The 18,286-nt window shown below is 71.8% G+C and carries 20 protein-coding genes, 2 tRNA genes and 1 riboswitch; of the genes, 7 read left to right on the top strand and 15 right to left on the bottom strand.

What is annotated here, in order from left to right:
* Positions 1-11: 11 nt before the first annotated feature.
* Both ASE25_RS14110 and ASE25_RS14105 read left to right on the top strand, forming a co-directional pair.
* A complete protein-coding gene (locus ASE25_RS14110) occupies positions 12-704 on the top strand; it encodes a hypothetical protein (protein WP_056826179.1) in 693 nt (230 codons plus the stop codon).
* A 4-nt stretch (positions 705-708) separates the two neighbouring features.
* Positions 709-1,434, top strand: coding sequence for a transporter substrate-binding domain-containing protein (locus ASE25_RS14105; protein WP_056826176.1), 726 nt, complete (start codon positions 709-711; stop codon positions 1,432-1,434).
* 106 nt (positions 1,435-1,540) lie between these two features.
* On the opposite strand, the gene ASE25_RS14100 is transcribed toward ASE25_RS14105, so the two are convergent.
* From ASE25_RS14100 to ASE25_RS14090, 3 genes are all read right to left on the bottom strand, one after another.
* Positions 1,541-1,990, bottom strand: coding sequence for a DUF779 domain-containing protein (locus tag ASE25_RS14100; protein WP_056774267.1), 450 nt, complete (start codon positions 1,988-1,990; stop codon positions 1,541-1,543).
* Between the two features lie 14 nt (positions 1,991-2,004).
* Complete coding sequence (locus tag ASE25_RS14095) at positions 2,005-3,528, bottom strand: aldehyde dehydrogenase family protein (protein ID WP_056826175.1); 1,524 nt, start codon at positions 3,526-3,528, stop codon at positions 2,005-2,007.
* Between the two features lie 128 nt (positions 3,529-3,656).
* A complete protein-coding gene (locus tag ASE25_RS14090) occupies positions 3,657-4,892 on the bottom strand; it encodes a GAF domain-containing protein (RefSeq protein WP_056826172.1) in 1,236 nt (411 codons plus the stop codon).
* Between the two features lie 167 nt (positions 4,893-5,059).
* On the opposite strand from ASE25_RS14090, the gene ASE25_RS14085 reads away from it, so the two are divergent.
* Positions 5,060-5,785: a hypothetical protein gene (locus tag ASE25_RS14085; protein WP_056826169.1), complete on the top strand. Its 726-nt coding sequence runs from the start codon at positions 5,060-5,062 to the stop codon at positions 5,783-5,785.
* A gap of 84 nt (positions 5,786-5,869) precedes the next feature.
* On the opposite strand, the gene rpmG is transcribed toward ASE25_RS14085, so the two are convergent.
* From rpmG to dcd, 7 genes are all read right to left on the bottom strand, one after another.
* Entirely contained in the window at positions 5,870-6,037 is a 168-nt protein-coding gene (gene rpmG / locus ASE25_RS14080) for a 50S ribosomal protein L33 (RefSeq protein ID WP_020143871.1), read from the bottom strand.
* A gap of 204 nt (positions 6,038-6,241) precedes the next feature.
* Positions 6,242-7,174 carry an ABC transporter substrate-binding protein gene (locus ASE25_RS14075; protein ID WP_056826167.1) on the bottom strand — a complete coding sequence of 311 codons (933 nt, stop codon included), beginning with the start codon at positions 7,172-7,174 and terminating at the stop codon, positions 6,242-6,244.
* The gene (locus tag ASE25_RS14070; RefSeq protein WP_056826165.1) at positions 7,171-8,028 is read right to left on the bottom strand and encodes an ABC transporter permease; all 858 of its coding nucleotides are present in this window, start codon (positions 8,026-8,028) and stop codon (positions 7,171-7,173) included. Before ASE25_RS14070 ends, ASE25_RS14075 begins: the two co-directional genes overlap by 4 nt.
* A complete protein-coding gene (locus ASE25_RS14065; protein ID WP_056826163.1) occupies positions 8,025-8,666 on the bottom strand; it encodes an ABC transporter permease in 642 nt (213 codons plus the stop codon). The genes ASE25_RS14070 and ASE25_RS14065 overlap by 4 nt, the downstream gene beginning before the upstream one ends.
* On the bottom strand, positions 8,663-9,814 hold the full coding sequence (locus ASE25_RS14060) for an ABC transporter ATP-binding protein (RefSeq protein WP_056774290.1): 1,152 nt from the start codon (positions 9,812-9,814) through the stop codon (positions 8,663-8,665). The genes ASE25_RS14065 and ASE25_RS14060 overlap by 4 nt, the downstream gene beginning before the upstream one ends.
* A gap of 51 nt (positions 9,815-9,865) precedes the next feature.
* The gene (locus tag ASE25_RS14055; protein ID WP_082622880.1) at positions 9,866-10,606 is read right to left on the bottom strand and encodes a serine aminopeptidase domain-containing protein; all 741 of its coding nucleotides are present in this window, start codon (positions 10,604-10,606) and stop codon (positions 9,866-9,868) included.
* Positions 10,603-11,181, bottom strand: coding sequence for a dCTP deaminase (dcd, locus tag ASE25_RS14050; RefSeq protein WP_020143865.1), 579 nt, complete (start codon positions 11,179-11,181; stop codon positions 10,603-10,605). Before dcd ends, ASE25_RS14055 begins: the two co-directional genes overlap by 4 nt.
* Positions 11,182-11,285: 104 nt before the next feature.
* Here dcd and ASE25_RS14045 point away from each other — a divergent pair, with 104 nt between their 5' ends.
* Positions 11,286-12,818, top strand: a complete 1,533-nt coding sequence (locus ASE25_RS14045; protein WP_056774293.1) for an ATP-binding protein — start codon at positions 11,286-11,288, stop codon at positions 12,816-12,818.
* A gap of 83 nt (positions 12,819-12,901) precedes the next feature.
* Here the strand turns inward: ASE25_RS14045 and ASE25_RS14040 are convergent, their stop codons facing one another.
* Positions 12,902-13,771, bottom strand: a complete 870-nt coding sequence (locus ASE25_RS14040; protein WP_056826162.1) for an SMP-30/gluconolactonase/LRE family protein — start codon at positions 13,769-13,771, stop codon at positions 12,902-12,904.
* Positions 13,771-14,202: a hypothetical protein gene (locus ASE25_RS14035; RefSeq protein ID WP_056774299.1), complete on the bottom strand. Its 432-nt coding sequence runs from the start codon at positions 14,200-14,202 to the stop codon at positions 13,771-13,773. Before ASE25_RS14035 ends, ASE25_RS14040 begins: the two co-directional genes overlap by 1 nt.
* Positions 14,203-14,312: 110 nt before the next feature.
* Here ASE25_RS14035 and ASE25_RS14030 point away from each other — a divergent pair.
* A tRNA-Gly gene (locus tag ASE25_RS14030) sits at positions 14,313-14,386 on the top strand.
* A 62-nt stretch (positions 14,387-14,448) separates the two neighbouring features.
* On the opposite strand, the gene ASE25_RS14025 is transcribed toward ASE25_RS14030, so the two are convergent.
* On the bottom strand, positions 14,449-16,080 hold the full coding sequence (locus ASE25_RS14025) for a DUF6345 domain-containing protein (protein WP_056826160.1): 1,632 nt from the start codon (positions 16,078-16,080) through the stop codon (positions 14,449-14,451).
* Between the two features lie 127 nt (positions 16,081-16,207).
* Positions 16,208-16,726: a C40 family peptidase gene (locus ASE25_RS14020; protein WP_235508687.1), complete on the bottom strand. Its 519-nt coding sequence runs from the start codon at positions 16,724-16,726 to the stop codon at positions 16,208-16,210.
* Between the two features lie 37 nt (positions 16,727-16,763).
* Positions 16,764-16,934, bottom strand: a riboswitch (cyclic di-AMP (ydaO/yuaA leader).
* 390 nt (positions 16,935-17,324) lie between these two features.
* On the opposite strand from ASE25_RS14020, the gene ASE25_RS14015 reads away from it, so the two are divergent.
* Positions 17,325-17,819, top strand: a complete 495-nt coding sequence (locus tag ASE25_RS14015) for an FBP domain-containing protein (RefSeq protein WP_056826159.1) — start codon at positions 17,325-17,327, stop codon at positions 17,817-17,819.
* A 114-nt stretch (positions 17,820-17,933) separates the two neighbouring features.
* A tRNA-Gly gene (locus ASE25_RS22835) sits at positions 17,934-18,007 on the top strand.
* A 118-nt stretch (positions 18,008-18,125) separates the two neighbouring features.
* Here the strand turns inward: ASE25_RS22835 and ASE25_RS23235 are convergent.
* Complete coding sequence (locus tag ASE25_RS23235) at positions 18,126-18,281, bottom strand: hypothetical protein (protein WP_200959118.1); 156 nt, start codon at positions 18,279-18,281, stop codon at positions 18,126-18,128.
* Between the last annotated feature and the right edge of the window lie 5 nt (positions 18,282-18,286).

Below are 18,286 nucleotides of genomic sequence, written 5' to 3'. Positions count from 1 at the left end.
AGGGCGGAACCATGAGCGACCACTTCGACAGCAGGGCGCTGCGACAGACCGACTGCTACGGGCAGCGGTTCATGAAGCCCGGCACCTACGCCTACGCGATCGGCCACGCCGGCACCGCCGCCCTGGCCCAGGACCACCCCTACGTCGTCGTCGTCGAAGGTGACTCCCCGAAGCGCGGCGAGATGGCCCAGACGCTCGTCACCGTCCACGCCGAGGGCAAGGCCTTCGTGCCGGACGCCCCGAAGGTGACGGTCAACGCGGGCGACATGGTCATGTGGCACTGCCCCGACCCGCACGCCCGGCCCTTCGCCGTCTCGGGCGAGAAGGACTTCTTCTCGAGCGACCGCCTCGTCAACGAGTCGGGCTACTCGCACGCCTTCACGTGCACCGGGACCTACGAGTGGGCCGACGCCCACGGCTCCGGCGCCAAGGGAGTCGTCCGCGTCTCGACGCCCGACTCGAGCTCGGACAAGGGGATCCGGAGCTGGCAGAGCCAGCAGCGCCAGGGCGTCCTCGTCATGGTCACGGACGGCCAGGCGGAGCCCGCCGAGGTCGACGTCGTGCTGGGCCAGACGGTCTTCTTCGCGATCGTCGCCGGGCCGGGCATCTCGATCACCGACACGGCCGTCATCGAGGCCGAGCGGCCCGTGCCCGGGATCGCCTTCTACCGCAAGCCCACCCGGGGCAAGGACGCCGTAGCCTGACCGGGTGACTGCGACCCCGACGCCCGCCATCGCCCAGGACCTCGCGCCGACGGGCGTCCTCCGCGCCTCGATCAACCTCGGCAACCCCGTGCTCGCCCAAGGCACACCGGACTCGCCCAGCGGGGTGACCGTCGACATCGCCCGCGCCGTCGGCCATCGGCTCGGCGTGCCCGTCGAGCTGGTCTGCTTCGACGCGGCGCGCCGGTCGTTCGAGGCCATGAAGACGGGCGCGGCCGACCTGTGCTTCCTCGCCGCCGACCCGGCCCGGGCGACCGAGGTCGCCTTCACGGCGCCGTATGCCGTCATCGAGGGCGTCTACGTCGTGCCCGTCGACTCGCCCGTGGTGTCCGTCGCCGACGTGGACCGCGAGGACGTCCGGGTGGGGGTCAAGGAGGGCTCGGCCTACGACCTCTTCCTCTCCCGCACTCTGGCGCACGCGACGGTCGTGCGTGGCGACGAGGGCGTCGACGTCTTCGTCACCGAGGGTCTCGAGGTCGGCGCCGGCATCCGCGAGCCCGTCACGGCCTTCGCCGCGCGCCGCGACGACGTGCGGGTCGTCGACGAGGCGTTCATGCAGATCGGGCAGGCCGTGGGAACGACGTGTACGCGTACGGTCGAGACCGTCGCCTTCCTCCACGAGCTCGTCGAGGAGCTCAAGGCGAGCGGCTTCGTCGCCGACGCGCTCTCGCGGTCGGGGCAGTCGGGGGCGGCGGTCGCCCCGCCCGCCTGACGGCATACGCCGGTCGGACGGCATACGCCCGCCGACACCCGGCCCACGACGGCGTGGAGGTCCGCACCCCCGCACAGGGGTGCGGACCTCCACGGTCCGGTCGGACTCAGCCGACCCGGCCCACGGTCGGAGCGGTGATGCCGAAGGCCGACAGCTCCGCGCCGGTCAGCAGGCGCGAGCGGATGAGGAACCGCACACCCTCGGGCGCCTCGACGGAGAAGCCGCTGCCGCGGCCCTTCACGACGTCGACGGTGAGGTGCGTGTGCTTCCAGTACTCGTACTGCGAGACCGACATCCAGAAGCCGATGGGCGCCGGGGCCCCCTCGACGACGAGGTCGGCCAGGTGCACGTCGGCCTCGCTCGTCATGAACTCACCGGCCGGGAAGCACATGGGAGAGCTGCCGTCGCAGCAGCCGCCCGACTGGTGGAACATCAGCGGACCGTGGATCCCGGTGAGGCGGCGGAGCAGGTCCGCCGCCTCACCGGTGAGGTCGACCCGGCTGGGGGAAGCCGATGGCTCACCGGGTGCGACCGTCTCTGGGGGCGTGGTGGCCACGGGGGCCGGCCCGCTCAGAAGAACCCGAGCGCGTCGGGCGAGTAGGAGACGAGGAGGTTCTTCGTCTGCTGGTAGTGGTCGAGCATCATCTTGTGGTTCTCCCGGCCGATGCCCGACTGCTTGTAGCCACCGAACGCGGCGTGCGCCGGGTACTGGTGGTAGCAGTTCGTCCAGACGCGACCGGCCTTGATGCCACGGCCCATCCGGTAGGCGCGCGAGCCGTCGCGGGTCCACACACCGGCGCCGAGGCCGTAGAGGGTGTCGTTGGCGATGGAGAGCGCGTCGGCCTCGTCGTCGAAGCTCGTGAGCGAGACCACCGGGCCGAAGATCTCCTCCTGGAAGATCCGCATCGAGTTGTCGCCCTCGAAGATCGTCGGCGCCACGTAGTAGCCCTCGGCGAGGTCGCCGTCGAGCTCGTTGCGGTCGCCGCCGGTGAGGATCTTCGCGCCCTCCTGGCGGCCGATGTCCATGTAGGACAGGATCTTCTCGAGCTGGTCGTTGCTGGCCTGGGCGCCCATGGTCGTCTCGGTGTCGAGCGGGTTGCCCTGCTTGATCTTCTCGACCCGGGCCACCGCGTCAGGCACGAAGTCGCTGTAGATCGAGCTCTGCACGAGCGCGCGCGACGGGCACGTGCAGACCTCGCCCTGGTTGAGGGCGAACATCGTGAAGCCCTCGAGAGCCTTGTCGTAGAAGGCGTCCCGCTCCTGAGCGACGTCCTCGAAGAAGACGTTGGGGCTCTTGCCGCCGAGCTCGAGGGTGACCGGGATGATGTTCTGCGAGGCGTACTGCATGATGAGGCGGCCGGTCGTCGTCTCGCCGGTGAAGGCGATCTTGGCGATGCGGGGGCTGCTGGCGAGCGGCTTGCCGGCCTCGACGCCGAAGCCGTTGACGACGTTGAGCGTGCCCGGGGGCAGCAGGTCGCCGATGAGCTCGACGACCTTGAGGATCGACCACGGCGTCTGTTCGGCCGGCTTGAGCACGACGCAGTTGCCGGCGGCGAGGGCCGGGGCGAGCTTCCACACGGCCATGAGGATCGGGAAGTTCCACGGGATGATCTGGCCGACGACGCCGAGGGGCTCGTGGAAGTGGTAGGCGACGGTGTTCTCGTCGATCTCGCTGCTCGAACCCTCCTGTCCCCGAAGGACGCCCGCGAAGTAGCGGAAGTGGTCGACGGCGAGCGGGAGGTCGGCGGCGAGGGTCTCGCGGACGGCCTTGCCGTTCTCCCACGACTCGGCGACGGCGAGCGACTCGAGGTTGGCCTCGATGCGGTCGGCGATCCGGTTGAGGATGAGCGAACGCTCGCCGAGCGAGGTCTTGCCCCAGGCGGGTGCGGCGGCGTGGGCGGCGTCGAGGGCGGCCTCGATGTCCTCCTCGGTGCCGCGGGCGACCTCGCAGAACGGCTTGCCGTTGACCGGCGAGATGTTCTCGAACCAGAGGCCCTTCTTCGGGTCGACCCAGTTGCCGCCGATGAAGTGGCCGTAACGGTCGAGGACGGTGACGAGCGAGTCCGGCGAGCCGGGCGGTGCGTAGACGGTCATGGTTGATCTCCCAACATCCTTGGTGGTTCCCCTCCCAGGGGTTGGCGTGACCGTAGGCAGCGCAACGTTGCAACCACGTTGCGTCGCGTATGCCGGGTGGCGGCGTCACGGCATACGCCCGGTTGGGGTCAGGTGGGGCCGAGCTCGCGGTCGAGGCGGTGGATCTGGTTCTGGACGAGGGGCATGAGGGGCGAGCCGGGGCCGAGCACGCGTGCCTGCGCCTGCCACATCTCGTAGTCGTCGGCGCCCGACGCGGAGCGGGTCCACGCCGACATGAGGTCGGCGCGACCGCTTCCGAGGACGGCTCGACGCAGGTCGCCCTCGACGCTCGCGCGCAGCCGGACCACCCCGGGTGCCGTCGACCGCGGGAGCAGGGGTCCCCGGTAGGCCCGCATCGCGCTCGCGACGTCACCGGCGGCGAGGTGCGCCTCGACCCCGATCCAGTCCCCGGAGAGCTCGGCGACGAGGCGATACGGGCGCGAGCCGAGGAGGTCCTCCCCGAGCAGGCTGCGCAGCCGGCCCATCTCGACCCGGAGCGTCGAGGCGCTGCTGTCCTCCTCGTAGAGCAGGACGGCGAGCTCGTCGCCGGAGAGGCCGCGCGGTGCCGAGGCGAGCAGGAGCAGGATCTCGCTGTGCCGCGGGCTGAGCCGCACCGTCCGGCGGTGGCCCCGGCCGTCGTCGACGGTCAGGAGGGTGTCGTTGCGACCGAGCGACTCCATGAGCACCGAGAGCCCGCGCCCGACGGCGTCGGGCTGGGCGCCTCGGCCGCTGACGAGCAGCTCGCGGGCCAGCTCGGACTCGGCCATCCGGGCCGCGGCGCGCACCATCGCCATCGTCTGCGGCACGACGATGTCGTCACCGCCGGTGATGTCGAGGACCCCGAGCACGCTCTGGTCGGACGGGTCGTGGATCGTCGTGGCCGCGCAGCTCCAGCGCTGGACGGAGTGCCGGAAGTGCTCGGCGCCGATCACGTTGACGGACTGGTCGAGGCGCAGCGCCATGCCGGGGGCGTTGGTGCCGGCGAGCCGCTCGTCCCAGTTGCTGCCCTCGACGAAGCCGATCGACTCGGCGCGACGGAGCACGCTCGGCGTCCCGCACACCCAGAGCAGCTGACCGGAGGCGTCGGACACCGCCATCACGGCGTCACAGTCGCGCGCCGCCTGGCCGAGCACGTCGTCGAGCAGGGGGAAGACCCTCGCCAGCGGGTGCGCTTCACGGTGGTCGCGGAGGGCGTCCCCGGGCAACGTGATCGGCGCGTCGACGGTGTCGACCTGCACGCCGGCCGCGGCCGAGCGCAGCCACGAGTCGGCGACGTGGGCGCGGACCCCGCCGCTCTCGGACTCGGCGTGCGCGTCGACGGGCATGGGCCGATTGTGCACACACTCCGACGCCCAGCGACAGGAGTGCACGCGATCCCACAGCCACCACCCTGACCACGGGGTTGGACAGAAGGGGTGGTCAAGGAGCCGATTGAGGCGCACCATGAAGGAACCCGCACAGGATCCTTGATGGGAAAGTCCGAGGAGCGACGATGTCACGACGAGCCCCCTTCGTGCCCGACGGCGTGCCGGTGCTGTCGCGCGGCCGCCACCGCAGCTCGCGCAAGGGCGCGTGCTTCATGGAGATGGCCTCATTCCTGGCCGGCGAGCGGTGGAGCGACCACCCGGAGTGCACGCACCCGGTGCTCGCGACCCTCGCGCGCTGCGTCAACGACATGCTCGACGAGACGCATCGCCAGCGCCTCGTGATGATGATCCCCGAGGTGGTGGGGCTCAACCCGGACGACCCACGGGTCACGACGGCGCTCGTGCTGACCACGGCTCGGGCGGCACTGCCCGTCGCCGCCGAGGAGCGCCAGAACGTCATGGCCCTCGCCATCCTCAACGCCGAGGGCATCCTCGCCGAGCAGGACGGGCGCGCTCACGGACAGCTGTCCAGGGCCTCTCGCGCCGCGCTCACAACGGCGCCGGCGGCCGAGCGTTGGGCACGGATCCACTTGGCCCGCATGGGATTCAACACCGCAGCCGTCCGGCCGGCCAACGCCGCCAAGGTCGTCGCCCTCGCCGTGGACGGCATCGCCCGCGCCTGTGTCGACGACCCGGAGGAGCGGCTCGTCAAGCTCCTCCGCGACGGCATCGACGTCGTGGCCACGTTCGCGCCGCTCGCGCCCGAGCCGGTCAGCGTCACCTGGGCCACCCCCGCGTCGACGCCCGTCGCCCCCGAGACCACCCGCCAGGCAGGCAGCCTCACCCGCTGATCGCGCCCGCATACGCGAGTGGCCACGTCCGAGGTCGGACGTGGCCACTGCGCGTCGGCCGCGGGTCGCGGCAAGCGCCTGCCGTCAGCGGGTCTCGCGGAAGTCGACGTGCTCGCGCGCGACGGGGTCGAACTTGCGCAGCACCATGCGGTCGGGGTTGCTGCGACGGTTCTTGCGCGTCACGTAGCTGTAGCCGGTGCCGGCGGTCGAACGCAGGGTGACGACGGGGCGCAGGTCGGTGCGCTTGGCCATGGGGGCTCCTTCGGTCTCGGGGTCACGAGTTTTCGCGACTGTAATGAGAACCATTCTCGGCGGTGCTACATTCCCGGTACGGCCGAGTCAGCCCGGCCGGGTCCTGTCGGGGCACGACCGAGGCCCCCGCATCCGACGCGGGGGCTCAGGCGTGTCCTGCGGACAGAAGGCGTATGCCGTCAGCCGCTCAGCAGGTGCCTCGGATCAGGCGAGACCGGCGCTCGCGAGCCACGTCTTGGCGACCTCGCTCGCGTCCTTCTTGTCGACGACGACCTGCTTGACCATGTCGGCGAGCGACGTCGTGTCGAGCTTGGCCGCGACCGGGTTGAGGGCCGCCTTGAGGCTGTCGGCCTTCTCGGTGCGCACGAGCGGCACGACGTTGTCGGAGCCGAAGAGGCTCTGCGGGTCGTCGAGCACGACGAAGCCGTCGGCCGCGATGGACGGGTCGGTGCTGAAGATGTTGGCGGCCTTGACCTGGCCGTTCTTCAGTGCAGCGACGGCGGCCTGGCTCTGCAGCGCGCGGAACTCCTTGGGCACGACGTTGTAGACCGACTTGAGGCCGACGAGGCCCCGCTGGCGGGTCTTGAACTCCGGCGGCGCCCCGAGCGTCAGCTCGGCCTGGTGCGCGGTGAGGTCGGGGATCGCCTTGAGCGACCACGCATCGGCCGTCTCCTTGGTGACGGCGATGGAGTCCTTGTCCTCGGCCGCGGACTTGTCCAGGACCGAGAGGCCCTGCGGCACCGCCTTCTGCAGGGCGGCGTAGACCTCGTCGGGCTGGGTGACCTTGGCGTTCTTGTCGAAGAAGGTGAGAAGCGTGCCGGAGTACTCGGGGAGCACGTCGACCTCACCACCGGAGATGGCCTTGAGGTAGGTCTCGCGGCTGCCGATGTTGAACTGGCGCGTCACCGTCATGCCCTTGGCCTCGAGGGCCTGGGCGTAGATCTCGGCGAGCAGGGCGCTCTCGGGGAAGTCGGCGGAACCGACCTTGACCGAGCCGGCGGCGCCGGTCGATCCACCGGTCCCGCCGGCAGCGGGGCTCGAGGCAGGGGCGAGCGGGTCACCGCCGCCACCGCAGGCGGCGAGCGGCACGACGGCGGCGAGGAGCAGGCCCGCGGCGAGGAAGCGCGTGCGTGTCATGGTCGGTCCCTTTCGGATGGGGTGCCCGTGGCGGCGGTCGCCTCCACGGGGCCGGTGCTGCCGGAGCCGACCACTGCGGCCTGCCGCGAGTCGGGGTCCGAGCGGTCTGCACCGTCGGGGTCTGGTTCGGAGTGGGGATCGGAGTTTCGTGCGCGTGAACGGGCAACACGCGTGGCCCGTCCGGAGATTCCCGGTGAGACGGCCCTCTTCTCGAGCAGGGCCAGGAGGCCGTCGGCGACGAGGGCCAGGACGGCGACGAGGATCGACCCGCAGACCATCTGCACGTAGTCACGCGAGGCCAGCCCGTCGATGAGGTAGCGGCCGAGGCCGCCGAGGCTGACGGAGGCCGCGATGGTGGCGGTGGCGATGACCTGGAGGGTCGCGCTGCGCAGGCCGCTGAGGAAGAGCGGGAGCGCGATGGGGGCCTCCACCTTGGTCAGCACCTGCCAGCCGGTCATGCCCATCCCCCGGGCCGCGTCGCGCGCAGCGGGCTCGACGCTGTCGATGCCGGCGTAGGTGCCCGACAGCAGAGGTGGGATCGCGAGCAGCACGAGGACGGTGATGCTCGGGATGACGAAGGCCAGATCGCTCTGGATGAGCGGCCCGACGAACATCGACACGGCGAAGAGCAGCCCCAGGGTCGGGATGGCCCGGGCGGCGTTGGCGCCCGTGACGAGCCAGCGCAGGCGTCCGGAGTGGCCCACCCAGGCGCCGAGCGGCACGGCGACGACGAGCGCGATGAGCAGGGTCAGCCCGGTGTAGAGCAGGTGCTCGAGCACGCGGTTGGGCACGCCGTCGGTGCCCTGCCAGTTGGCCGGGTCGGTGAACCAGGCCCAGATCGTCGCGAGGCTCATGCGGCCACCGCCCTGGTCCAGGGGGTGAGGAACCGCGAGACGACCTGGATGACGAGGTCGAAGACGAGCGCGAGGAGCAGGCACGCGACGATGCCGACCCACACCTCGGTCGGGAAGGAGCGGGCGTAGCCGTCGGTGAGGAAGTAGCCGAGCTGCGAGATGCCGATGAGCGAGGCGACACTGACGATGCTGACGTTGCTCACGGCAGCGACGCGCAGGCCGGCCGCGATGACGGGCACCGCGAGCGGGAGGTCGACCGCGCGGAACCGGGCGAACGAGCCGTAGCCCATCGCGATGGCCGCTTGCTGCGTCGACCCGTCGACGGAGGAGAGCCCGTCGGCGACGGTGCGGGTCAGCAGCGCGACGGTGTAGACGGTCATCGCGACGATGACGTTGACGGGATCGAGGATCTTCGTGCCGAGCAGCGGCGGCAGCAGGATGAAGAGCGCGAGCGACGGGATCGTGTAGAGCAGGCCGGTCGTCGTGAGCAGCACGGCCCGCAGCCGCGGCCGGCGCGCCGCGAGCCAGCCCAGCGGGAGGGCGATGACGAGACCCAGCACGAGCGGCAGCCCCGCGAGCCAGGCGTGCTGGCCGGCGCGGGACATGATGTCGCCGATGTGGTCGAGGGCCCAGGTCACCGAGCGGTCGCCTCCTCGGCGGGGGCCTGGGAGGCGACGGCGTCGCGCCGGGCCTCGATCGCGGGGATCACCTCGGCGGCGCGGATGGTGCCGACGAGGCGTCCGTCGTCGTCGGCCACGACGCCGCGCCCGCTCGGGGACGACAGGGCCGCGTCGAGCAGGGCCCGCAGCGATCCGGTGGTCGAGGCCACAGTGCCACCGCGGTGCAGGACCGTGCGCGTCACCTCGGACTCGACGGCAGCCGCCCGGACCCAGCCCAACGGCTCGCCCGCGGCACCGACGCACAGCACCCACGGCGTACCGACGGCTCGGACGTCGTCGGCACTGGCACCGAGGGACACGGTGGGCTCGTCGGCGAGCGAGAGCTCGGGGGCCGCCGCAAAGGAGAGCGCGCGGTAGCCACGGTCGCGGCCGACGAAGCCGGCGACGAAGTCGTCGACGGGGTCGGCGAGGAGCTTGGCCGGCGAGTCGAGCTGGGCGAGAACGCCGCCCACGCGTAGGACCGCCACCTGGTCGCCGAGCTTGACGGCCTCGTCGATGTCGTGGGTCACGAAGAGGATGGTCTTGCCGAGGTCGGACTGGAGCCGCAGGAACTCGTTCTGGAGCTGCTCGCGCACGACGGGATCGACGGCCGAGAAGGGCTCGTCCATGAGCATGACGGGCGGGTCGGCTGCGAGCGCGCGGGCCACACCGACGCGCTGCTGCTGGCCGCCGGAGAGCTGCGCGGGATAGCGCTTGGCCATCGCCGGGTCGAGGCCGACCCGCTCGATGAGCTCCATGGCCCGCGTCCGCGCGGTGCGCTTGTCGGTGCCGAGCAGCCGCGGGACGGTCGTGACGTTGTCGAGGACCGTGCGGTGCGGGAAGAGACCGGCGTGCTGGATGACGTAGCCGATGCCGCGGCGCAGCTCGGCGACGTCGAGCGAGGCGGTGTCGCGGCCGTCGATCGAGATGGTGCCGGACGTCGGGGTGATCATCCGGTTGACCATGCGCAGCGTCGTCGTCTTGCCGCATCCCGAGGGACCGACGAGGACCGTGATCTTGCCCGTCGGGGCCTCGAGGGTCAGGTCGTCGACAGCGACCGACCCGTCCCCGCGGTCGGTGCCGGACGCATCGGCGTATCGCTTGGTCACGCCCTCGAAGCGGATCATGTCCCTCAACGTACCCGCCTGCCCCGACCGCGCCGCGATCCTCGTCGAGGGTCAGATGTCGACCGTGACGCCCCCGGAGTGCACGACCCGGGCGACGACGGCCCCGATCGGGCCGGATCGCGGCTCTCCCGTGCCACCGAGCTCGTTCGCGAAGGTGGCCTCGACGACCTCGGCGACGAGGGCGGTCCAGAGCCGGGCTCGCACGAGCATCGCGTGGTCGGCGCGCGCGACGCGGACGAGGGAGGCGTCGAGACCGTCGGCCTGCATCTGCTCGACCGCGCGGCGGGTACGGGCGAGCGAGCAGATGACGTCACGGTCGCCGTGGACGAGGACCGTGCGCCGGCCCTCGCCCGGGTGCGGGTCGCCCGGCTCGACCCACGGAGCGAGGCCGACGACGAGGCGGACGTCGGGCTCGTCGCCGACGAACATCGCGACCCGGCCGCCCATCGAGTGACCGACGAGGGCGATCGGGACACCGGGGTATGCCGCCCGCACCTGTGCCAGCGCCCACCGGGCGTCCTCGACGGGCATCGCGTCGCCGTTCCAGCCACGGACGCGGAAGCGGAGCCGGGCGACGGCGATCGGACCGGGCACCCTCTTGAGGGACCGGGCGAACGGCACGAGGCGCGCGACGTTGTGCGACCAGGGCCGGTTGGGCTCGTGCCCGTCGACGGCACCGCCGTGCATGACGAGGGCGACGACGGCCGTGTCCGCGGGCCGGGCGTCCCAGACCAGGGAGGCCAGCGGCATGCTGTCGCCGTCGGCCGCGGTGGTGTCGAGGTCGGCGCTCACACCTGGGTGCGGTGGAAGCTCGCGAACGAGCGGCTCGCCGTGGGCCCGCGCTGCCCCTGGTAGTGGGAGCCGTAGGCCGCTGAGCCGTAAGGGTTCTCGGCCGGCGAGCTGAGGCGGATGAAGCAGAGCTGGCCGATCTTCATGCCGGGGTAGAGCATGATCGGCAGGGTCGCGACGTTGGACAGCTCGAGCGTGACGTGGCCGGAGAAGCCGGGGTCGACGAAGCCGGCGGTCGCATGGGTCAGCAGGCCGAGCCGTCCGAGCGAGCTCTTGCCCTCGACGCGCGCAGCGAGGTCGTCGGGGAGCGTCACGGTCTCGAGCGTCGAGCCGAGGACGAACTCGCCCGGGTGCAGCACGAAGCTGTCCTCGTCGGGACCGACCTCGACGAGCCGCGTCAGCTCCGGCTGCTCGGCGGCGGGGTCGATGTAGGGGTACTTGTGGTTGTCGAAGAGCCGGAAGAACTTGTCCAGCCGGACGTCGACGCTCGACGGTTGGACCATCGAGGGGTCCCACGGGTCGAGCACGACGCGCTCGGCGGCGATCTCGGCCCGGATGTCCTTGTCGGAGAGCAGCACGGGACGAGGCTATAACGCCGGGCCGGATTCGCCCCGACACTCCTGCCCGACTCTCCTCCCTCGCGGACGCCCCACGGACGCCGTCGGCGACCTATCGTCACGTCATGGACCCCTCCGACCCCTCCGGCCCGGGCTCCGGCCGCGCCGACGACGCCCTGCTCGCCGACTTCCACTCCGTCCTCCGGCGGATCCTCGAGTCGCTACCGTCCGACGAGGCCGGCCAGCGGCTGTCGGACGCCCTGCGCGAGCACCTCGGGGTCGAGCCGCACCTGCTGGCCGTCGTCTCGGCGACCGTGCTGCCGCACCGCCTCGTCGACGCGGACATCGCCCTGTCCGAGGTCGCGGGCGCCGATCCCGACGCCGCCGTCATCGGCATCGCCGGCGACGCGCGTCACCACATGTCGCTCGGCGACCTCGTGCAGCGCTTCCACGGCCAGGTCATGTCGGTCGGCCAGGTCGACTACGACCGGATGCCGACCGGCCCCGGCAAGGACGACCAGCGACAGGTCGTGACCTCCGGCATCCGCCTCTTCCACTTCGACGGACACGCCGTCGCGGTCCGTCAGCAGGGCATGAACCGACAGTTCGGGCGCGAGTCCGGGACCATCGAGGTCGTCGCCCGCGACCGCGACGTGTCCGACGCGCTCATGGCGCGCATCCAGGAGCTCATGGACGAGCGCAGCGTCATCCGCGGCCAGGTCGTGACGTTCGGCTCGGACCCCTACGGCCCCGGCATGGCGGGCGTGACCTTCATCGAGCGACCGACCGTCGACGCGGCCGCCGTGGTGCTGCCCGACGGGGTGCTCGACCGGGTGGCGCACCACGTCATCGGCATGGGCGAGCACCGGGAGCGGCTCGTGGCCCACGGGCAGCACCTCAAGCGCGGGGTCCTGCTCTACGGGCCGCCCGGCACCGGCAAGACGCACACGGTGCGCTACCTGCTCTCGGCGACGCCGGGCACGACGGCGGTGCTGCTGAGCGGCGGCTCGTTGCGCTTCATCCACGACGCCGCCAAGGTCGCGCGGGCGCACCAGCCGGCGATCGTCGTCCTCGAGGACTGCGATCTCGTCGCCGAGGACCGGTCGTTCGCCCCGATGGGGGCCTCTCCCCTGCTCTTCGAGGTGCTCGACGCCCTCGACGGCCTCGACTCCGACTCCGACGTCGCCTTCGTGCTGACGACGAACCGCGTCGAGGACCTGGAGGTCGCCCTGTCGCAGCGGCCCGGCCGTGTCGACCTGGCCGCCGAGATCCCGCTGCCGGACGCCGAGGGCCGTCGCGAGCTGCTCCGCCTCTACGGCGGGCACCTCTTCGGCCCCGAGGCGATCTCGGCCGCGGCCGCCCGGGCCGAGGGCACGACAGCGTCCTTCGCCAAGGAGCTCGTGCGGCGCGCGGTCCTCGCGGCGGCGGTCGCCGACGAGCCGCCGGCCGACGACCACCTCGGCCAGGCCCTCGACGAGCTCCTGTCGGACGCGCAGGCGCTGACGCGCAGCCTCCTCGGCGTGGGCGGCAAGGACGAAGACGGCGCCGCCGTCGACCCCGGTGGTATGCCGTCCGGCCGGCTGCGACCGCGTCGCCCGGTCGTGCTCCTCGGCCCGTCCTCCGACGGCGGGATGACCCGCCCGGGACCACCGCCGTGAGGTGATGCGTGCCGAGCGCGCCCGGGCCCCGCTGCGCGACCCGGGCACACGGCATACGCCCTCGGTGGTCTGGGGGCTGCTGCTCAGCCGGCGAAGGCGCGCACCGGCTGCCCCGGCACCGCGACGCGCACGCGGAAGACGGCTCCGGCCTGGGGCTCGGGGTCGTCGAGGTTCTCGCGCGACGTCGTGAGGTAGAGGTCGCGCAGGTCGTCGCCGCCGAACGTGCACGCCGTTGTGAGGCGCACGGGGACGGCGACCTCGGCGAGCACGTCGCCCCCCGGTGAGTGGCAGCGGACGCGGCCAGCGCCGTTGAGGGCGACCCAGACGTTGCCGGCGCTGTCGACCGTGAGCCCGTCAGGGTGGCCGACGTCGTGGGTGACGAAGGGGCGCCGGTCGGTGAGCTCGCCGTCGACGACCGTGAAGACGTCGGTGCGGCCGGTCGGGGTGTCGTCGTAGTAGGCGAGCCGGCCGTCGGGCGAGAGGTCGATGCCGTTGGAGATCGTCACGTCGGGCAGCAGGGTCGTGACGTCGCCGTTGCCGTCGACACGGAAGAGCCGCGCGCTGCCGGGCACGCGGTCGTAGCCCATCGTCCCCGCCCACAGGCGGCCCTCGCCGTCGACGCCGCCCTCGTTCATCCGGACCGCCGGGTCGTCCCAGAGGTCGAACCACGGGGCGGGTGTGCCGTCCGGCTCGTCCGCGAGCGCCAGACCGCGCTCGGTCGCGACCACCCAGCCGCCGGACCTGCGTGGCCGCACGAAGGCGGCGACGTCGCCGACGTGCAGGCGGTCGACGGAGCCGTCGGCGCGCAGGGTCAGGACGTCACCGGCGAGAAGGTCGACCCAGCGCAGCCCACCCCACGTCGGCGACCACACGGGCCCCTCGCCGTGGTAGCAGACGGCGTCGGTGACCTGCTCGAGCTCTCCCGTCACGATCCGGCCGCCGTCGGCAGCCATCAGTCCCACCACACGCCGACGTAGTGGTGACCGTCGGGCACGACCGGCCCGTCGACGAGCCACTGCGCGCTCGCGGCGGGGCCGCCGCTCGACTCGGTGTCGGCATCGATCGTCATCGCGTCGACCTCCTCGGGGAGCAGGGTCGTGATGACGGCCACCCCACTCGCGTAGGGCCATTCGTCGTCGGGGAAGTCCTGGAACTCGAGGACGTCGAGCTCCACCCGCACGTCGTGCACCTCCGGGTGCTCGCGCAGCTCGAAGAGCACCCGGCGCACGGTGTCGAGCGGCACGTCCTCGGGACGGTTCGGCGCGATGCACCACTCGCAGTCGTTGCCCTCGAAGAACTGCTCGAGGGTGACGGCCACCTGGGCACTCGCCCCGCCGCGCTCGCGGACATGGTCGACGAAGGCGGTCTGCTTGGCGAGATCCATGACGGTTTCGGCCCCTGGGGTCGCGTTCCTGGCACTGGCGCGGTGTCGGCTACACTGACGCCGCGTGCCGCCTTGCGGACCCTTTCGCGGGGCACCTCCGGGCGGCCCGTGCGAGCGTAGCTCAATGGTAGAGCGCCAGCTTCCCAAGCTGGATACGCGGGTTCGATTCCCGTCGCTCGCTCCACACGACGCGAGGGCCCCGACCGGTATGCCGTTCGGGGCCCTCGCGCGTCTCGCGACGTCCGCCTAGCAGGTCGTCCACATGCAGACGAGCTGCGTGGGTGCCGTCGGGTCGGCGGCGACCGAGCCGTGGCCCCAGATGTGGTCGCCAGAGGGGTCGACGCCCGCCTTGGTGACCCACATGGCACCCACCCACACGTCCGGGCCGTCGGGCGCGGCCTCTCCGTTCGTGGCTGGCTGGACCTCCTTGGCGGTCCGGAACCAGGCATCGATGACGCTCATTCCGTCGCGGGTGTAGCGGGCCAGCTTGCGTCCCTCATCGGCGTTGTCGAAGGTGATCGCGCCGTAGCCGAGCATCGTGTGCAGGCCGTCGAAGGCGCCGTCCCAGCGGCTCAGCACGTCGCCGCCACCGGCCGAGATGACGTCGTCCTGGAGCGGCCCGCAGGCGGCCACGGCGAACCACTCGAGGTCGTTCTGGCCGTAGAGGTCGCCGGGTGATGCCGGCGCCGCACCGACGGAGCTCGGGGTCAGGAGCACCGACTGCTTCTTGCCGGGCACGCACAGCACCCAGCCGTTCTGGTTGGCGTGGCCGGTGTAGAAGACGAAGTCGGCGGCGTCGACCCACGTGTCGTCGTCGGAGTGCCAGTCCGACTCCCAGGCGTTGAGGTCGCCCCAGTTGAAGTTCATCTGCCACCCGTCGGCCGACAGGCCGTCGACGAAGCCTTGGGCGTTGGCAGGGCTGCCACCCAGGGGCGTGCTCTGGTCGATCTGCCTGACCCAGCTGGTGCCCGCCTCGCTCGGGTTGACTGCACGGTCGGCTCGGGCCCCCTTGCGGTCGAAGGGTCTCCGGGCTGCCGGGGGCCTGTCCCGCCGCTCCGACTGCTCCTCCACCTGCGCAAAGACGGGTCCGCGGTCGGTGGCCGCCACGAAGGTGTGGCGGCCGTGCACGGTCGATCGGCCCCTGCCACCGGCGTGGTCGACGTCGAACGCGCTCGTGAAGACCCAGACCGGCGTGAGCACCGTCTGACCGACGTCACCCGGCGCGAGGTAGTACGCGAGGTAGGCGCCCTCGCGGTCGAGCGTGTCGCCCGAGCCGAGCCTCTCGAACGCCTCGTCGACGTCGAGCGCGTCGACGAACGTCGGATCGCCGACCGGGCGGAAGCCGCCGTTGGCGCCGATGAGCCGCCCCCCGTCACCGAAGGTGAAGGAGAGCTTCCCGCCACCGCCGATGACCGGGAGGACCTTCGGCTCCGAGTCCACCCCGGGGTTGCGGATGCCGAGGGTGAAGCGTGCCTGCACGTCCAGCTGCCGGGTGCGCCGGTCCGCACGTGCGCGGCGACGTGCCCGTGCCGCGACGTGGGTACCGCCGGGGCCGAGCTCGACGAGCTCGACGAGGTCACCGGTCCGAGGGGCGAGGTCGTGGCGCTCCATGAGACCCCTCGCCAGCGCGTAGGCCTCGTCAGGCGTGGGCAGCACGGGGCGCAGGGATGGGTTGTGCAGCTGCGACCGGTCCGCCGCGAAGAGCTCGCCGGAGGCGGTGAAGACCTCGAGCACGAGGTTCTCGTCGGAGACGGAGAGACGGTCCCCGTCCTCGGTCACCTCTCCCCGCAGCTGCAGCAGGTCGGCGGCGAGGGCGGCGACGCGTTCGAGGTCGAGCCGCGGTCGGCCCAGCTCGAAGACGGGCAGTGACGTGGTCATGGAGATCTCCCTGGTCCGGACGTCGGACGACGCAGGGGACAGAGGCCCACGGGGCAGTCACTGATACGCCGTCCCGTGGCCGGTGGCGGACGCGCCCGACACCGGTCACGGGACGGTGTGACGGGCGTCAGGGCATGCGGCCTGCGACCCAGCTCGTCGTCCAGATCCTCGAGAGCTGGACGCGCTGGCCGGGTCTGGGTGCGTGCCAGACCTTGCCGTAGCCGGCGTAGATGCCGACGTGGTAGGCGCGGCCCCCGGACATGAAGAAGATGAGGTCGCCCTGCTGGACGTTCGCCTTGCTGATGCGGACGCTGGCGAGTCTCTGTGCGTTGGCGGTGCGCGGGACGCCGACGCCGAGACGGGTGCGGTAGGTGTAGTAGACGAGGCCGGAGCAGTCGAACGCCGACGGGCCCGCGGCCCCGTAGCGGTAGGGATCGCCCTGCTGTGCGGCGGCGATCCTGACGGCGGTCCTGCCGCGCGCAGCACGCGTGGCGGCCGAGACGTAGGCGACCGGTTTGGCCTTGATGGTGACCGGAGCGGTCCCCGCTCGAGAGGCCGCCTGGGGCGTCACCGACGATGTCGGCGCGGTACCCGTCCCGACGAGGAGGGCGGCTGCGAGAAGTGGCGTGATAGCCAGGGACTGCAAGGGAATTCGGCGTGCAAGGGTAGAAGCGGGCATGGTGGATTCCTTCCCACGCCTGTGAGGTGAGCTGTCGGGTTCGGGCGGAAGATGCCCGGCCGCAGATGCGGCTTCACCCCAAGGACCGGCTGGCCGGCCCGAAAGTGGGTCCCCCACTCCTGTCCGTTATTGCGTTGCTGCCCCACCGGTGGACAGGACTCGGCGTGCGGTGGGCCGCTCGGGGGAGACCCCGGGCGATGAGCATCCATCGACGGTGACAGACAGGTCACGAAAAGGGTCCTACACGAACAGATTGTGGCAATAGTTGACAAGTCAAATGCGGTGGGAGCGGACATTCCGTCGGCCGCCGCGGCGTGATGGACGTCCTCGGTAGCCCACGGCATACGCAGTCCGGCGCTGCTGCGCTCCGGTAAACCGGTGGACCACCGCGGACGTCGTGACACACCATGGACGCTGCTCCGTCGGGGCACGTCAGTCGTCAGCGGGGAGGCCCGCGGAGAGGTGGGTGGCCGTCATGGCCTGCTCAGCGGTCAGGGTCCCGCCCCACCTCCCCCACCCCGGCTGACCGGGTCACCCGGTCCTGCCCGACTGACAGGAACAGACCGTGAAACCATTGACGGACAACGAGATTCGCGCCTCCTTCGTCAACGCCTCCCGGCGTGAGGCCAAGCAGGCCACCCTTCCCGCCGACCTCGACCTCGGACGGCGCTGGGAGACGCTCGACTACCTCGGCTGGGTCGACCGCAGCAACCCGCAACGGGCCTACGCCGTCGTCCCGGTCGACGACGAACCCGTCGGCTTCCTCCTCCGGACCGCAGAGCGCACGCGCAAGGCGAGCGCGATGTGCGCCTGGTGCGAGGACGCCTTTGCGACGAGCGAGGTGGCCCTCTTCGTGGCCCGGCGGGCCGGGGCATCCGGCCGCGAGGGCAACAGCCTCGGCACCCTCGTGCACGCCGACTTCAGCTGCTCGACGCACGTCCGGCGGCCGCCGAACGGCATGGAGGGCGGCCTGGACCCGCTCGCCCTCGTCGAGCGACGTGTCGAGGAGCTGCGGGCGCGGTCATCGGCCTTCGCCCGCCGCCTGCGCGACGGCTCGTGACCGTCGGCTGACCTCGAGCGCGTCGGCCCGGACCCGAGCGGGCGTTCCGGCGGCGCGCCCGAGCGCGCCGTTTGGACGTCGCGGCCCGACTGTTGCTACGGTTGGCGACGCCTCGCAGGCGTAGTTCAGTAGCAGAACAGCCTTCTTCCAGAAGGAAGACGTACGTGCAATTCGTGCCGCCTGCTCCAGATGGGAAGGGCCCGGTCTCCGTGACCGGGCCCTTCTGCTGTCCGGGCACGTATGCCGTCCGAGCACGTATGCCGTCCGGCCGGGGCTCGCGGGCCGGGTGGCCGGCACTCCCCACCGTCAGCGCTCGTTGCCGGGCCGGTAGTTGCCGGTCGCCCGGGCCAGGGCGTGCTGGACCGCGTCCTCGAGCCGGCCACCCCGGCTCACGCGGATCTGGCCCGAGGCGGTGCGCTGCCAGTCGAAGGGGTCCAGGGCGAGGCGGTGACGGGCGTCCATGTCCC

It is taken from the genome of Terrabacter sp. Root85, from assembly GCF_001429185.1.
Taxonomy (GTDB): domain Bacteria; phylum Actinomycetota; class Actinomycetes; order Actinomycetales; family Dermatophilaceae; genus Terrabacter.
This window is presented reverse-complemented; position numbering and strand designations above follow the sequence as displayed.

Bases quoted from the DNA above. Each gene is read 5' to 3' on its own strand.
- ASE25_RS14040 (WP_056826162.1), bottom strand. From the start codon at position 13,771: ATGGCTGCCGACGGCGGCCGGATCGTGACGGGAGAGCTCGAGCAGGTC.
- ASE25_RS14060 (WP_056774290.1), bottom strand. From the start codon at position 9,814: ATGATCCGCTTCGAGGGCGTGACCAAGCGATACGCCGATGCGTCCGGC.
- ASE25_RS14110 (WP_056826179.1), top strand. From the start codon at position 12: ATGAGCGACCACTTCGACAGCAGGGCGCTGCGACAGACCGACTGCTAC.
- ASE25_RS14085 (WP_056826169.1), top strand. From the start codon at position 5,060: ATGTCACGACGAGCCCCCTTCGTGCCCGACGGCGTGCCGGTGCTGTCG.
- rpmG (WP_020143871.1), bottom strand. From the start codon at position 6,037: ATGGCCAAGCGCACCGACCTGCGCCCCGTCGTCACCCTGCGTTCGACC.
- ASE25_RS23235 (WP_200959118.1), bottom strand. From the start codon at position 18,281: ATGGACGCCCGTCACCGCCTCGCCCTGGACCCCTTCGACTGGCAGCGC.
- ASE25_RS14045 (WP_056774293.1), top strand. From the start codon at position 11,286: ATGGACCCCTCCGACCCCTCCGGCCCGGGCTCCGGCCGCGCCGACGAC.
- ASE25_RS14095 (WP_056826175.1), bottom strand. From the start codon at position 3,528: ATGACCGTCTACGCACCGCCCGGCTCGCCGGACTCGCTCGTCACCGTC.
- ASE25_RS14090 (WP_056826172.1), bottom strand. From the start codon at position 4,892: ATGCCCGTCGACGCGCACGCCGAGTCCGAGAGCGGCGGGGTCCGCGCC.
- ASE25_RS14035 (WP_056774299.1), bottom strand. From the start codon at position 14,202: ATGGATCTCGCCAAGCAGACCGCCTTCGTCGACCATGTCCGCGAGCGC.
- ASE25_RS14070 (WP_056826165.1), bottom strand. From the start codon at position 8,028: ATGAGCCTCGCGACGATCTGGGCCTGGTTCACCGACCCGGCCAACTGG.
- ASE25_RS14075 (WP_056826167.1), bottom strand. From the start codon at position 7,174: ATGACACGCACGCGCTTCCTCGCCGCGGGCCTGCTCCTCGCCGCCGTC.
- ASE25_RS14025 (WP_056826160.1), bottom strand. From the start codon at position 16,080: ATGACCACGTCACTGCCCGTCTTCGAGCTGGGCCGACCGCGGCTCGAC.